We start from the raw sequence: 13,986 nt of genomic DNA on the forward strand, positions 1-13,986 counted from the left end.
ATGCCCGAACGCGCCGCGCCCTCCGCTCCCCGAGCGCTCGCGGTCGCGATCCTCACGGTCCTGATCTCGGGTCAGGCGCTGCGCAACCTCGCCGGCTGGTGGGGCTGGGGCCTGGTCGTCGGCGCGCTCCTGATCGCGGCGGTCGTGCTCGTAGTGCGCGTGCGGCCGAGGCTGCTCTGGAGCCGGACCCCCAAGTCGCTCCTGGCGTTCCTCGCCCTCGTCGTGCTGTCGCTGCTCTGGTCCGCGTACCCCGGCGCGAGCGCCATCGGCGTCACGGCGCAGCTCGCGACGACCTTCGGAGGCGTGGTCCTGGGTCTGACGCTCGGGGCCGGCGCCTTCGTGACGGCTCTCGGGCGGGCACTGCGCATCACGGTCGGCCTCTCGCTCCTGTTCGAGCTCGTCGTCGCGGTCGTCGTGCGGCAGAGCGTGCTCCCCCTCGTGATCGACCTGCCCGCCTCCGGCCCCGTCCCCGACGCCTTCTACTGGTCGCAGGCGGCGCTGTTCACCGGGGAGCCGATCCAGGGCATCGTCGGCAACCGCAACCTGCTCGGCTTCGCCGCGCTCCTGGGCCTCGTCGTCGTCCTGATCGAGCTCGCCGCCCGCACGGTCCGCCGTCGCTGGGGCGTCCTCTGGGCACTCGTCTTCGCCGCGACCCTGCTGCTCACCCGCTCCTCGACCGTGCTGCTCTGCCTCGTGGCCGTCGCCCTCGCCGCGGCCTTCGCGCTCTGGGCGCGCCGTCGGGGCGAGGACGGGCGGCGGCCGGTGTACGTGACCGCGGCGGCCGTCGGCGCCGTGCTGGTCGTCGGTGTCGCGTCGGGCTGGGGCGCCCTGCTCTCCCTCCTGGGCAAGAGCGAGGACGCGACCGGGCGCCTCGACATCTGGAGCGCCGTCGGTGAGCTCGCCGCTCAGCGCCCCGTGCTCGGGTGGGGCTGGGTCAGCTACTGGGCCCCGTGGGCCGCTCCGTTCGACACCCTCGCCGAGCGCAAGGGCGTCCTCTACCTGCAGGCGCACAACGCCGCGCTCGACGTCTGGTTCCAGCTCGGCGTCGTGGGCCTCGTGCTCTTCACCGCCCTCACCGTCTCGACGCTCTGGCGCTCCTGGTTCCGCGCCGTCGACCGGCCCCGCCGCAGCGCGACCGCAGCACTGCCCTACTCGGCGCTGTCCCTGGCGCCGCTGCTCCTCGTCGTCGCCCTGCTCGCGCAGTCGCTCGCCGAGAGCCGCCTGCTGATCGAGAGCGGCTGGCTCCTGCTCACGGCCCTCGCCGTCCTGACGAAGCAGCCCGCGAACGAGGCCGAGGAGGCCCTGTCGGCCGAGCGCCTCGCCGTCGCGGGCGAGCGACCGGGGCGATGACGGACCGGCGTCCCTCCGCTCTCCCGCCGTACCTCTCGGACGCGGTGGCGTCCCCCCGGTTCGCCGCCGCCCTCGCGCAGTCGACCCTCGTCGTCGTCCTGTGCGCGCCCGCGGTCCGCGGGATGATCGGCTGGCCCGGCTACATCGCCGGCATCGCGACGCTGACGGTCCTCGCCGCGGCGATGCTCGTGCTGCGCCGTGGCACCCTCGACTGGGAGGGACTGCTGCCGACGAGCATCCTGGTGTTCCTGGGCTGGATCGCGCTCAGCGTGCTCTGGAGCGGGTACCAGTGGTCGACCGTCTCGGGCGTCGCCTACCAGCTCGCGCTCGCGTTCCTGGCCATCGCGATCGGAGTGACGCGCGACATCATCCAGATCATCCGCTCGGTCGGGGACGTGCTGCGCTTCGTCCTCGCGGCGTCCGTCGCCGTCGAGGTGGTCGCCGGCGTGCTCATCGACCGTCCGCTGCGCTTCCTGGGCGTCGAGGGGCAGCTCGCGGCGGGAGGGCCGATCCAGGGGCTGGTGGGCACGCGCAACCAGCTCGGCCTGGTGTGCCTCCTCGCGATCGTGACGTTCGCGGTCGAGCTGATGACCCGCTCCGTGGCCCGCGGCTCCGCGATCGCCTCGCTCGCCCTCGCGGCCGCCACGCTGCTCTTCACCCGCTCGGCGGTCAGCGCCGGCGTGCTCGTGGTCGCCGCGGTCGTCGCGCTCGCCCTCCGCTGGGTGCGCCGGGGCGACAGCGAGCACCGGCGCACCCGGCAGTACGTCACGCTCGGCGTCGCCGCCGGAGCGGCCCTCGCCGCCTGGCTCTTCCGCTCCCGGATCATCGAGCTGCTCAACGCGGGCAGCGAGTTCGAGTTCCGCCTCACCCTCTGGCAGCAGGTCGGCCGCTTCGTCGATCTCGCCCCGCTGATCGGCTGGGGCTGGGTGGGCTACTGGCGCACGGAGCTGTACCCGTTCAACGCGATCGACTTCCTCTCCGGCCGCCCGCACTCCTCGAGCCTGAACGCCCTGTTCGACCTGGCCCTTCAGGTCGGAGTCGTCGGAGCGGTGCTCTTCACGGCGCTCGTCGGGCTCGCCCTCTGGCGCTCCTGGCTGATCGCGTCCGAGCGCAAGGCCGTCGTGCACGTGTGGCCGGTGATGGTCCTGACCGTGCTCGTCGTCACCGCCCTCGCCGAGAGCTCGATCCTGCTGGACGCGGGCTGGCTCCTGGTCGTGGTGTGCGCCATGCGCGCGGCGCAGGGCCTCAGCTGGCGCCGGCTGCTCCGCCCCCGTGACTGACCCGGCGGCGGGCGACGGAGCGGAGCACCTCGAGGTGCTCCGCGCGGCAGCGCTCCCAGTCGAACTCCGCGGCACGCGCGAGGCCGAGCGGAGCGAGCTCCTCCCGGCGCGCGATCGCCTCGACGATGCCGTCGGCGATCGAGCGGGCGTCGAGCGGATCGACGTACACCGCGGCGTCGCCGCAGATCTCGGGCAGCGACCCGGCGTCGGCGGCCGCGACGGGGCAGCCGGACGCCATGGCCTCGATCGGCGGGAGGCCGAAGCCCTCGTAGAGGCTGGGGAAGGCGAGGACCGCCGCCCGCCGGTACAGCTCGGCGAGCTCCTCCGGAGCGACGTGGCCGCGCCACTCGACGAAGTCGGGCAGCTCGCCGAGCCGGTCGAGGTCGCCGCCGGTCAGCACGAGCCGGAGGTCGTGGCCGTCGGCCCGGAGCAGGCGCATCGCCTCGAAGAGCCGCGCGTGGTTCTTGTGCGGCCACGCCCGCGCCGGGAAGAAGACGAAGTCCTCCCGCTCGCCCGTGTTCGGGTGGAAGCGCGAGGTGTCCACTCCGAGGTGCGAGACGTGGATCCGCTCGGCCGGGATCCCGAGGAGCTCGACGATGCGCCCCTTCGTGAACTCGCTGATCGTGATCACCGCGTCCGCGCGCCGGGCCGTCGCCTCGTAGGCGACTCGGCGGAAGAGGCGCTCGACGCGCGGGAAGAGGTCGGGCAGATCGCGGTGCTGCAGGTCGAACAGCATCTGCACGTGCCCCTGCCTCCTCGAAGGCCAGGGCAGGGGCACCGTGAAGGGGAAGTAGAGGGTCTCGTCCCGCGCCAGGCGTCCGCGCAGGCGCACGGTCCGCAGCAGCGCCTGCAGCATGCCGATCGCCCGCCGTCGGTGCCCCGCGCCGCTCACGACGCCGTCGGCGACGAGCTCCGCGACGCCCTCGCTGAAGCCGCGCGCGTTCTCGGGCACGAGGACCTGCACGCGCAGGTCCTCGTCTCCCGGCCGGGGCACGAGGAGGCGCGTCAGAGCACGCGCGTAGGTCTCGCCTCCCCCCATCCCGCCGGGGTCGACGGTGAGGACGGCGAGCGTGACGGGGAGCTGGTCGGGCATGGCGTCCAATCGGTGTCTCGACCGGCCAGGATAGCCGCGGCCGGCGCCGCCCCGCCGGTGCCGATCCGGCCTCGGGCGGGGCCCGTGGGTAGTATGTAGCCCGCTGTCATCGACCCACGACGAAACGGACCACCACGTGCCCCGCGCTTTGATCACCGGAATCACCGGCCAGGACGGCCTCTACCTCGCCGAGCTGCTGCTCTCGAAGGGCTACGAGGTCTTCGGCCTGGTCCGCGGGCAGAACAACCCGAAGTACGAGCTCGTGCGCCGCGTCGTCCCGGAGGTGACGCTGCTCACCGGTGACCTCACCGACGTCTCGAGCCTCGTCCGCGTGCTCGCCGTCGCCCAGCCCGACGAGGTCTACAACCTCGGTGCGATCTCGTTCGTCGCCTACTCGTGGGAGAACGCGTCGCTGACCTCCGACGTCACCGGCAAGGGCGTGCTGAACATCCTCGAGGCGACCCGCCTCTACGCCGGCGACGACATGTCGCGCGTGAAGTTCTACCAGGCCTCCTCCTCCGAGATGTTCGGCAAGGTGCAGCAGGTCCCGCAGCGCGAGGAGACCCTGCTCTGGCCGCGCTCGCCCTACGGCGTCGCGAAGGTCTTCGGTCACTACATGACCATCAACTACCGCGAGTCCTACGGCATGCACGCCTCGTCGGGCATCCTCTTCAACCACGAGTCGCCCCGCCGCGGCCCGGAGTTCGTGACCCGCAAGATCAGCCTCGCCGTCGCCCGCATCAAGCTCGGCCTGCAGGAGACCCTGGAGCTCGGCAACCTCGACGCGAAGCGCGACTGGGGCTTCGCCGGCGACTACGTCGACGCGATGTGGCGCATGCTGCAGCAGCCCGAGGGCGACGACTACGTGGTCGCCACCGGCGAGACCCACGAGATCCGCGAGTACCTCGACATCGCCTTCAACCACGTCGGCATCGAGGACTGGACCCCGTACGTCACCCAGAACCCCGCGTTCATGCGCCCGGCCGAGGTCGATCTGCTGATCGGCGACCCGGCGAAGGCCCGCGACGTCCTCGGCTGGGAGCCCAAGGTCTCCTTCCCCGAGCTGGTCGCGATGATGGTCGAGAACGACCTGGTCGAGCAGACCGCGCTGATCAGGTAGTCGTGCCCTCCGCTCTCGTCACCGGAGCGAGCGGGCAGGACGGGGGCTACCTCGTCGAGCGCCTGCTCGAGGACGGCTGGGACGTCTCCGCGCTCGTGCGCGGGGACGACTCCGTCCTGCCCTCGGCCGTGCGGCCCATCGAGGGCGACCTCCGCGACGCCGCCGGCCTCGGCCGCATCGTCGCGGAGGCGGCACCGGACACGGTGTTCCACCTCGCCGGGCTCTCCTCCGTGGCGCTGTCCTGGCAGGAGCCCGTGCTCACGGCCGAGGTCACCGGCACCGCCGTCGCGGCGCTGCTCGAGGCGTCCCTGTCGCTCCAGGAGTCGACCGGGCGCCCCGTGCGCTTCGTGCAGGCGTCGTCGTCCGAGATCTTCGGGGCGGCGACCGAGAACCCGCAGACGGAGTCGACCCCGATCCGCCCGGTGTCGCCCTACGGCGCGGCCAAGGCGTTCGCGCACCTCCTGGTCGGCGTGTACCGCGGACGCGGCCTGCACGCCTCCTCCGGGATCCTCTACAACCACGAGTCCCCCCGGCGCCCCGACGCCTTCGTGACGCGGAAGATCACGGCGGGCGTCGCGGCGATCGCCGTGGGGGCCGCGAGCGAGCTGTCGCTCGGCAACCTCGACGTCCGGCGCGACTGGGGCTGGGCCCCGGACTACGTCGACGCCCTCGTGCGGGCGTCCCGCGCCGACGAGGCGGGCGACTACGTCATCGCGACCGGGGTCTCGCACTCCGTCCGCGAGTTCGTCGCCGCCGCGTTCGCCGCGGCCGGCATCGACGAGTGGGAGCACCTCGTCGTCCTCGATCCCCGCTTCGCGCGGCCCGTCGACGCCCCGGAGATGCGCGGCGACGCCTCGCGCGCCCGCTCCGTCCTCGGCTGGGAGCCGACGGTGGCCTTCGAGGAGATCGTCGCGCGCATGGTCGCGCACGACCTCGACCTGGCCCGACGCGTCGGCTGAGCCGCCGCCTCGCCGTCCCCCCGGTCGTGGAGCGGACGGAACGTACAATGATCCAGCTGCCGTGACGGCAGTGCTATGGCTGGGAGACCGATGAGCAGCAAGAAGTCGACGATCACGCGAGCGGCCGACCGCGTCGACGCGATCGCCCAGGAGCCCTTCCATCGCAGCGGCACGCAGCCCGGCGGCGGGAAGGCCGGGGGCTTCGTCTCGGCGCTGATCGACATCCTCCGCCACCGCGAGCTCCTCCGGCTGCTCGTCAACCGCGAGCTCAAGCAGCGGTACAAGGACTCGAGCCTCGGCTTCCTGTGGACGCTGATCCGCCCGCTCGTCATGCTCGCGATCTACTACATCGCGATCGGCCAGTTCCTCTCGGCGGCGCGCAACGTCCCGGAGTTCGCGATCTTCGTGTTCTCGGGCCTCACGATCTGGGGGCTCTTCGCCGAGATCGTCAGCAGCGGGACCGTCTCGATCCTCAGCAACGGCGGGCTGATCAAGAAGGTCTACCTGCCGCGCGAGATCTTCCCGGTCGCCACGATCGGCTCCGCCCTCTTCAACTTCGCCGTCCAGTTCCTGGTCCTCATCGTCGGCGCGATCCTGCTCGGCGGGATCGACGTGAACTGGAACCTGCTCTACATCCCGGCCGCCATCGCGGTCGTCCTGGTCTACGGCCTCGCGCTGGCCCTCGCGCTGTCGGCGCTGAACGTCTACCTCCGCGACGTGCAGTTCCTCGTCGAGGTCGGGATCCAGATCTTCTTCTGGCTCTCGCCGATCGTCTACGCCTGGGCGTTCGTCGTCGAGTCGGTCCCCGGCTGGGTGGCCCAGCTCTACCTGCTGAACCCGATGACCAACGCCGTGCTGGCGTTCCAGCGCGCCATCTGGTCGGCGGGATCGCAGACGGTGAACCTGGGCACGGAGGAGGCGCCGATCATCGTCGGCCCGCAGCCGTGGCCCGGCCACATGGAGCTCCGCCTCCTGCTCATCTTCCTCGTCGGGGTGGTGCTGGTGTGGATCGCCCACCGCATCTTCCGCCGCCTCGAGGGCAACTTCGCTCAGGAGATCTGATCCCATGACACTCGAATCAGAGCTGTCCGTGCCCGACTCCGCGGCGATGCCCACGATCATCCGCGTGCAGAACGCGTCCAAGCGCTTCGTCATCCGCAAGGACAAGAGCATCAAGGAGCGCATCGTCAACTTCGGGCGCGGACGCCAGCACCGCGACGACTTCTGGGCCCTGAAGGACATCGACCTCGAGATCCCGCTGGGCTCGACGGTGGGCCTCATCGGCGCCAACGGCTCCGGCAAGAGCACGCTGCTCAAGCTCATCGGCGGCATCATCCAGCCGACCACCGGCACCGTCGAGCGACGCGGCCGCCTGGCCGCCCTGCTCGAGCTCGGAGCGGGATTCCACCCCGACCTCACCGGTCGCGAGAACGTGTTCCTCAACGGCGCGATCCTCGGGCTGTCGCGGAAGGAGCTCGAGGACAAGTTCGACTCCATCGTCGACTTCTCCGAGATCGCCGACTTCATCGACACCCAGGTGAAGTTCTACTCGTCGGGCATGTACGTGCGGCTCGCCTTCGCGATCGCGATCCACACCGATCCCGATCTCCTCCTCGTCGACGAGGTCCTCGCGGTCGGCGACGAGCCGTTCCAGCGCAAGTGCATGGATCGCATCCGCGCCTTCCAGCGGGCCGGCAAGACCATCGTCCTCGTCACGCACTCCCTCGAGCAGGTCGGCGAGCTGTGCGACCGGACCGTCGTCCTCGAGCACGGCAACGTCATCTACGACGGCGAGACCGCCCGCGGTCTCGAGGTGCTGCGCAACGGCTTCGAGTCCTCGCGCCAGGAGCGCGTGGAGCGCGAGACCGCCGAGGCCATCGTCGAGGCGGAGGAGACGGGCGAGGAGCCGGAGCAGATCCAGCCCGCCGAGATCGTGAGCATCGAGCTCGACGGCGGCACGCTCGAGGAGGGCAACCGCACCCTGCGTCCCGGCGACGACCTCCGCGTCTCCGTGACCCTGCGCCCACTGAGCAGCACTCCCCTCGAGAACTGGTTCGTCGGGATGGGCGTGGACACCCCCATGGGGCAGATCGTCTTCGGCACCAACACGATGCGCTTGGGCTTCGAGCACCCCCCGCTGACCGAGCAGACCACGATCGTCTTCGATCTGCCGGACATCCGCTTCGGCGGCGGCACCTACGCCGTGCACGCCTCCGCGTCCACCCTCGGGAACGGCGAGTTCACCCGCGTGCCCGTCGGCGCCCGGTTCACCGTCGAGCGCAGCGACAAGCGGGTCGGCCTGGTGAGCGTCGCCGCCACCGCCACGGTCGGCGGGGTCACGCGGGCGTGAGCCGTCCCGTCCGCCTCCGCGTCGATGCCACCCCGCTCGCCGCGACGGCGATGACGGGCGTCGGGCACGTCCTCCTCGAGACGGTCCGCGCCCTGACCGACGAGCGGTTCTCCGGCCGGATCGAGCTGACGCTCTTCGCTCCGCTCTCCGAGAGGGCGGCGGTGCGACGCGCCGCTCCGGTCGCGTCCGCGTCCTCGGCGTCCCGCTCCCCCGACGGCTGTTCGGTCTGCTGACCCGGACGCCCGTCCCGATCGACCTCCTGATCGGCCGCGGGGTGTACTTCTTCCCGAACTTCCGCAACTGGCGGACGCTGAGCCCGTCGATCACGTTCCTCCACGACGTCTGCTTCGCCGCGCAGCCCGCCCTGGTGCCCGAGGAGCGCAGACGCTTCCTCACCGCCCACGTCGCCGCCTGGCTCCGTCGCACGAGCCTCGTCGCGACCGGGACGCCCTCCGCCGCCCGCGAGATCGAGCAGCTCCTCGGCGTCGGTCCCGAGCGCCTCCGGGTCCTCCCCACGACCGTCGACTCCCGCGTCTTCCGTCCGCGCGCGCGGGCGGAGTCGGCCGCGATCGCCGCGACCCTGGGCGTCGAGCGCTACCTGCTCTTCGTCGGCGCCCGCGAGCCGCGCAAGAACCTGCCGCACCTGATCCGCTCCTACGCCGCGGCGGAGCGACCCGAGGGCCACACGCTGCTGCTCGTCGGCGCGACCGGGTGGGACGACGGGGAGATCGTCGCGGATGTCGAGCGCGCGGCACAGGCCGGAGCCGACGTCCGCATCGTCGCGCAGCCGGTGTCGGACGAGGCGCTCCCCGCCCTGGTCGCCGGCGCGGACGCCCTGGCTCTCGTCTCGCACCACGAAGGGTTCGGACTGCCCGCGCTCGAGGCCGTCGCGTCGGGCACCCCGGTGATCGCGTCCGACATCCCGGGCATCCGCGATGCGCTCGCGGGCCACGAGGACTCCGCCGTGTTCGTGGACCCCGCGAACGAGGACGCGCTGATCCGCGCCCTCGAGGACGCGATGCGCGTCCCGCGGAGGGTGGATCCCGGCGTGATCCGTCCGTGGACAGACGCGGCCGAGGCCCTGGTGACGGCCGCGGAGCAGCTCGACCGATCGCGCTAGCGGGCGGTCCGGGGACCGCCCGCTCGAGCGCTCAGCGGGCGTCCGCGGCGACGAAGTCCCAGAGCTCGGCGGCGTACTCGGCCCAGGAGGAGTTGTCACGGCGCGACGCCTCCCCGCGCAGGCGCTCGAGCAGCGCGTCGTCGGTCAGCAGCTCGCGCATGCCCCGGGCGATGTCGTGGTCGTCCCGGGAGTCGACGGTGACCGCTCCGCCCTGCGAGGCGATCTCGGCCATGCTCCCGTACCGTGCGGTGAGCACCGGGGTGCCGACCGCCAGCGACTCGGCGACGGGCAGGCCGAAGCCCTCGTTGAGCGACGGGAAGACCGTGAAGCGGGCGAGCCGGTAGGCGCTCCACAGGAGCTCGTCGGTGATCGCCGAGAACGACGCGACCTCGCGCCCCTCGATCCGGAGCCGCTCCAGCTGGGCGTCGAAGCCCTCGCTGTTCCACGCGTTGCCGCCGATGAAGACCAGGCTGAACTCGTGGCCCTCCCGCCACAGCAGCTCGGCCGCGTGCAGCACCGCGAGGTGGTTCTTCCGCGGCTCGTGGCTGCCGACGCAGACCACCAGCGGGAGGTCCCCGGTGACCAGCTCCGCCGAGGCCCGGGCGAGGGAGGCGTCGTCGACGCTTCCCGCTTCGGACGGCAGGAGGATCCGCTGGATGTCGGGGCCCTTCCGACCGACTCCGGCCAGCATCTCGCGCCAGCCGCGGTACTCGACCGCGGCCGCCTCCGAGATCGTCGCGACGCGGTCCATGTGGCTCACCGCGACGAGAGTCCGCGAGAACGCGGCGCTCATGCCGATGTGCGCCGTCTCGGCGGTCGTCAGCGGGACGCAGTCGAAGCCGATCGTCGACGTGCGGTTGCCGCTGAACTCGGCGAGTGCTGCGATGCGGGACGTGCGCTCGTCCTCGGTCGCCAACTCCGGCAGCACGTAGCGCGAGCGCCAGGGCACCAGGATGTCGCTGGAGGGATCGGCCTTCGCGTCGGGCACGGTGCCGTAGAGGGCGTTGCGCCGCAGCGGCGGGTCGAGCTCGCGGAGGGTGCGGTCGGCGCCGTCCCAGCCGACGAGCACCATCTGGTGCTCCTTCGACCACTCGGCGATCGACTTGCGGACCACGCGCTGGATGCCGGTCGCGAGACCGGTCCGGGCGGTGTGGTGGACGTCGACGACGACCGCCGCGGTCACGACGCGCACGCGCGGCATCTGCAGTCGGTTGAGGATGAAGCCGTTGGCCCGCTCGCGCAGCACCGAGCGCAGCAGAGCCCGCGCACCGTCGAGCCGCACCAGCCGCACGGCGTCGATGACCTCGTCCCGGACCGGCAGGGCGCCGGTGACGACGGCGAGGGTCAGCCAGATCTCCTGGGTGGACGGCGCCTCGAGGACGCCGGCGAGCTGACGGACCAGGCCGTCCAGCTCGGCCTCGGGAGCCAGCTCGGGCGCGAGGGTCTCCAGGAGCACGCTCAGGCGGTCGACCGCCACGGACTTACGCACGGTCGACCGCCTTCTCCTCGTCGGCGCCCACCAGGACGCCCCACAGCTCCTCGGCGTAGTCGTCCCAGGTGCGCCGCGGCCGCGCGAGGGCCTCCGCACGCAGCTGCGCGATCTTCTCGTCCGACTGCAGCAGCTCGCGCATGGCCGCGTGGATCGCATCGTCGTCACCGGGGTCGACCGTCACGCAGCCTCCGTCGGCGGCGATCTCGGCCAGCGAGCCGATGCTCGAGGTGAGAGCGGGGACACCGAGGGCGAGCGCCTCCGCGACCGGCAGGCCGTAGCCCTCGTGGGTCGACGGGAAGACGAGGAACCGGGCGTTCTCGTAGGAGGACACGAGCTTCTCGTCGCTGGCACCGCGCCAGAGCTCGACGCTGCGGCCGGCCTGCTGGGCTTCGCGGATCCGCACGTCGAAGACCCGGGTCGACCAGTCGTTCCCGTTGCCGATGAAGCGGAGCGTGAACACCAGGCCCTCCCGCCAGAGGCGCTCGGCCGCGTGCAGGACGGCGAGGTGGTTCTTGCGCGGCTCCGTGCTGCCGACGGCGAGCACGAGCGGGCCGACGGTCGAGGGCGCCAGCGACGCGTCGACCAGGTTGGGACGATCGACGGGCAGGGCGACGGTGTCGACCTGCGGTCCGGTGAGCCCCTGCGCCGGGAGGGCGTCGACGAAGCCGCGGAACTCGTCCGAGGCGGACTCGCTGATGCCGGCGACGCTGCTCGCGTGCTTCACCACCGACAGGTAGTTGACGAAGCGCGCCGTCTCGATGCCGGGCACCGTGTCGGCGCTGACCACCGGGATCGCGTCGTAGCCGATGAGCCCCACCCGGTTGCCCGAGTAGGCGGCGAGAGAGGCGTACGGCGCGCACAGGTTCAGACCGGGGACCTCGGGGATCAGGACAGTTGACCGGAACGGCACGACGAAGCGGACGACCTCGGGGTCGCCGTCGCGCCACGGCTCGGAGCGGATGTTCTCGTAGTCGATGACCCGCGAGAGCTCGATGTCGCTGAGTCGTCGCATGGCCATGGAGCCGTTGACCCAGGCGATCGGAGTGACGTCGTGGTGGCCGTGCCACCGGCGCATCGTGTTGCGCACGACCCGCTGGATCCCGGTCTGGTGAGCGTGACGGGCGCAGAAGTCGACGTCGGCGATCACCGCGTCGGTGACGATCTCGAGGCGCGAGCGGAGGTCGGCGTAGCCGGTGGAGGCCCGGGCGCCGGCAGACAGGAAGACCCGGAGGGCCTCGTGCGGCTCGCAGAGCTCGAGCGAACGGCGGAACCAGAGGAAGAAGTGCTCGACCGGGAAGACCGCGAGGAAGGAGGTGAGCGCCAGCCAGGTCAGGTCGTCGGACGCGCGCTCCTTGGTGCGGCGGGCGATCGCGTCCATCAGCGGGCCGGGACCCCGGCCCGCGAGCGCCTCGATCTCGACGGTCTCCAGGAGGAAGGGCGCGAGCTGCTCGAGGCGCTCGAGGAGGAGTGCGCGGCGCAGAGGCGCGTCGAGGTCCTCGGCGCTCATCCGCGACGCCCGAAGCGGCGCTGCGCGTACCGGACCGAGTGGCCGACCGCACCGCGGAGTCCGAGCTGCGACGCGCGGATCTGGAAGAGGCGCGCGGCGCGCAGAGGCTTGGTGACTCGCCACGAGAGCGTCTGCTCGAACGGCGCCGACGCCACGACGCCGCCGACGTGCATGTGCTTCAGCCACGCGTCGAGGGGGTCGTTGAGGAGGGCGTCCCGCTCGGCGCGAAGCTCCTCGAGGGTCTCGACCCGGGGGCTGCGCGGCGCCGCAGCCGTCTCGGCGACGTCCCCCGCAGATCCTGCTTCTGGCTTCTCGTCGCCCGCTCGAAGGCGCGGGTCACCGCTCACGTCTGTCACCCCGACAGTGTACTCGGAGCCGAGCACGGGCTCGGGGAGCGCGCCGACGGGCTCAGGTCGGTCGGCGGATCGGAGCCGTGTCGTTCACTGCCGACGCGTCGTCCTCGAAGAGCGCGGCCGCCGCGACCTCGGCTTCGCGCGACTCGACGACTCCGCCGGAGCGGTGGTGGCCGAAGACCCAGTACCGGTAGAGGACGAAGCGGAATCCGGTCGCGAGCGCGAGGCCGATCACGTTCGCCGAGATGTTGTCCGCGACGAGGTTGTCGAACCCGAGAACGTAGTGGGACACGTACAACGGCAGGAGGTTGACCGCCATCCCCGCCACGGCGACGGTGCTGAACTCCGCGAGTTCGCGGACGTAGTTCGCCCGCCGGTGCTCCCGGAAGGTCCAGTACCGGTTCCCGATCCAGGTGACGACGGTCGCCGCCGCCACCGCGACGACCTTCGCTCCGAGCGGACCCGAGAGCAGGTGGTCGCCGCTGAGGCGCAGCAGGTTGAAGACCGCCACATCGACGATCAACCCGAGGAATCCCACCACGCCGAACTTCAGCGCGTAGGCGATCAGGCTCCGGTAGGCCGCCCGCAGGCGCCCAGGCGCGCAGCGCCGCGTTCCTCGGCTCCTCCCACGTCAGGCGGCGGAGCTCTGGGGCGGGCGGGTCCGCGAGCCCTCACGCAGGCGGATCCGGGCGAGGATCCAGAGCGCCTCGAAGCCGTCCTTCACGGTGATCTTCTTGCCCTCCTCGCGCGTCCGCGCCCTGTAGCTGATCGGCACCTCGTAGGGGCGGTGTCCCCGGGCCAGCAGCTTCGCGGTCACCTCCGCCTCCATGCCGAAGCCCTTCTCCTTGATGCCGAGCGAGCGGTAGAGCTCCAGCGGCATGAGCTTGAAGCAGGTCTCGACGTCCGAGACGTAGGCGTTGAAGAGGATGTTCGTGACGAGGTTCACGCCCTTGTTCCCGATCACGTACCAGTACGAGAACGACGTGTGCGAGCCGAAGGTGCGGCTGCCGTAGACCAGCTGCGCCTCGCCGTCGAGCACCGGCTGCAGCAGCGTGGGGATCTCGCTCGGGCGGTACTCCTCGTCGGCGTCGCAGATGATGACGTAGTCGCCGGTCGCCTCCTGGACCGCTCGGCTGATCGCCGCGCCCTTGCCCTGGTTCACGCGCTGGTGGAACACGCGGATCCGCGGGTCCTCGAGCGCGTCGAGGATCTCCTTCGTGCGATCGACGCTGCCGTCGTTCACGATCACGAACTCGATCTCGACCCCCTCCTGGAACCGGATCGCGAGGACGCGGTCGACGGCCTTCTGGAGGGTCGCCTGCTCGTTGTAGACGGGCATCAGGATGGACAGCTTCACGGGTC

The 13,986-nt window shown here is 71.7% G+C and carries 14 protein-coding genes; 8 read left to right on the plus strand and 6 right to left on the minus strand.

Features of this window, described 5'->3' with window-relative positions; all coding sequences use genetic code 11:
* Together B0T42_RS04405 and B0T42_RS04410 are read left to right on the plus strand one after the other, a co-directional pair.
* Complete coding sequence (locus tag B0T42_RS04405) at positions 1 to 1,350, plus strand: O-antigen ligase family protein (RefSeq protein ID WP_077222095.1); 1,350 nt, start codon at positions 1 to 3, stop codon at positions 1,348 to 1,350.
* Positions 1,347 to 2,630 carry an O-antigen ligase family protein gene (locus B0T42_RS04410; RefSeq protein WP_077222096.1) on the plus strand — a complete coding sequence of 428 codons (1,284 nt, stop codon included), beginning with the start codon at positions 1,347 to 1,349 and terminating at the stop codon, positions 2,628 to 2,630. The genes B0T42_RS04405 and B0T42_RS04410 overlap by 4 nt, the downstream gene beginning before the upstream one ends.
* Here the strand turns inward: B0T42_RS04410 and B0T42_RS04415 are convergent.
* Positions 2,596 to 3,723 (minus strand): glycosyltransferase family 4 protein, encoded by a 1,128-nt coding sequence (locus B0T42_RS04415; protein ID WP_077222097.1) that lies wholly within the window; start codon positions 3,721 to 3,723, stop codon positions 2,596 to 2,598. The two genes, B0T42_RS04410 and B0T42_RS04415, sit on opposite strands and share 35 nt — an antisense overlap.
* A 136-nt stretch (positions 3,724 to 3,859) precedes the next feature.
* On the opposite strand from B0T42_RS04415, the gene B0T42_RS04420 reads away from it, so the two are divergent.
* The 6 genes from B0T42_RS04420 to B0T42_RS04445 all read left to right on the plus strand — a co-directional run bounded on the left by B0T42_RS04420 (position 3,860) and on the right by B0T42_RS04445 (position 9,272).
* Entirely contained in the window at positions 3,860 to 4,843 is a 984-nt protein-coding gene (locus tag B0T42_RS04420; protein WP_055788154.1) for a GDP-mannose 4,6-dehydratase, read from the plus strand.
* 2 nt (positions 4,844 to 4,845) lie between these two features.
* Positions 4,846 to 5,802, plus strand: a complete 957-nt coding sequence (locus B0T42_RS04425; protein WP_077222098.1) for a GDP-mannose 4,6-dehydratase — start codon at positions 4,846 to 4,848, stop codon at positions 5,800 to 5,802.
* Positions 5,803 to 5,892: 90 nt separating this feature from the next.
* Positions 5,893 to 6,864 carry an ABC transporter permease gene (locus tag B0T42_RS04430; RefSeq protein ID WP_077222099.1) on the plus strand — a complete coding sequence of 324 codons (972 nt, stop codon included), beginning with the start codon at positions 5,893 to 5,895 and terminating at the stop codon, positions 6,862 to 6,864.
* A 4-nt stretch (positions 6,865 to 6,868) separates the two neighbouring features.
* Positions 6,869 to 8,152, plus strand: coding sequence for an ABC transporter ATP-binding protein (locus B0T42_RS04435; protein WP_236720110.1), 1,284 nt, complete (start codon positions 6,869 to 6,871; stop codon positions 8,150 to 8,152).
* Complete coding sequence (locus B0T42_RS04440) at positions 8,149 to 8,385, plus strand: hypothetical protein (RefSeq protein ID WP_077222100.1); 237 nt, start codon at positions 8,149 to 8,151, stop codon at positions 8,383 to 8,385. The genes B0T42_RS04435 and B0T42_RS04440 overlap by 4 nt, the downstream gene beginning before the upstream one ends.
* 41 nt (positions 8,386 to 8,426) lie before the next feature.
* On the plus strand, positions 8,427 to 9,272 hold the full coding sequence (locus tag B0T42_RS04445) for a glycosyltransferase (RefSeq protein WP_158078035.1): 846 nt from the start codon (positions 8,427 to 8,429) through the stop codon (positions 9,270 to 9,272).
* A gap of 31 nt (positions 9,273 to 9,303) precedes the next feature.
* On the opposite strand, the gene B0T42_RS04450 is transcribed toward B0T42_RS04445, so the two are convergent.
* The 5 genes from B0T42_RS04450 to B0T42_RS04470 all read right to left on the minus strand — a co-directional run bounded on the left by B0T42_RS04450 (position 9,304) and on the right by B0T42_RS04470 (position 13,981).
* Entirely contained in the window at positions 9,304 to 10,761 is a 1,458-nt protein-coding gene (locus B0T42_RS04450) for a glycosyltransferase (RefSeq protein ID WP_139344412.1), read from the minus strand.
* Entirely contained in the window at positions 10,754 to 12,271 is a 1,518-nt protein-coding gene (locus B0T42_RS04455; RefSeq protein ID WP_077222103.1) for a glycosyltransferase family 4 protein, read from the minus strand. Before B0T42_RS04455 ends, B0T42_RS04450 begins: the two co-directional genes overlap by 8 nt.
* Positions 12,268 to 12,627 carry a hypothetical protein gene (locus B0T42_RS04460; protein ID WP_139344413.1) on the minus strand — a complete coding sequence of 120 codons (360 nt, stop codon included), beginning with the start codon at positions 12,625 to 12,627 and terminating at the stop codon, positions 12,268 to 12,270. The genes B0T42_RS04455 and B0T42_RS04460 overlap by 4 nt, the downstream gene beginning before the upstream one ends.
* A 52-nt stretch (positions 12,628 to 12,679) precedes the next feature.
* On the minus strand, positions 12,680 to 13,165 hold the full coding sequence (locus tag B0T42_RS04465; protein WP_236720111.1) for a GtrA family protein: 486 nt from the start codon (positions 13,163 to 13,165) through the stop codon (positions 12,680 to 12,682).
* Positions 13,166 to 13,255: 90 nt separating this feature from the next.
* Entirely contained in the window at positions 13,256 to 13,981 is a 726-nt protein-coding gene (locus B0T42_RS04470) for a glycosyltransferase family 2 protein (RefSeq protein WP_077222105.1), read from the minus strand.
* Positions 13,982 to 13,986 lie beyond the last annotated feature (5 nt).

The sequence above is a fragment of the Rathayibacter rhapontici genome, assembly GCF_001995175.1.
In the GTDB taxonomy this organism is placed as follows: domain Bacteria; phylum Actinomycetota; class Actinomycetes; order Actinomycetales; family Microbacteriaceae; genus Rathayibacter.

Coding starts and splice junctions, on each gene's coding strand:
- B0T42_RS04405 (WP_077222095.1), top strand. CDS start 1: ATGCCCGAACGCGCCGCGCCCTCCGCTCCCCGAGCGCTCGCGGTCGCG.
- B0T42_RS04410 (WP_077222096.1), top strand. CDS start 1,347: ATGACGGACCGGCGTCCCTCCGCTCTCCCGCCGTACCTCTCGGACGCG.
- B0T42_RS04415 (WP_077222097.1), bottom strand. CDS start 3,723: ATGCCCGACCAGCTCCCCGTCACGCTCGCCGTCCTCACCGTCGACCCC.
- B0T42_RS04430 (WP_077222099.1), top strand. CDS start 5,893: ATGAGCAGCAAGAAGTCGACGATCACGCGAGCGGCCGACCGCGTCGAC.
- B0T42_RS04435 (WP_236720110.1), top strand. CDS start 6,869: ATGACACTCGAATCAGAGCTGTCCGTGCCCGACTCCGCGGCGATGCCC.
- B0T42_RS04455 (WP_077222103.1), bottom strand. CDS start 12,271: ATGAGCGCCGAGGACCTCGACGCGCCTCTGCGCCGCGCACTCCTCCTC.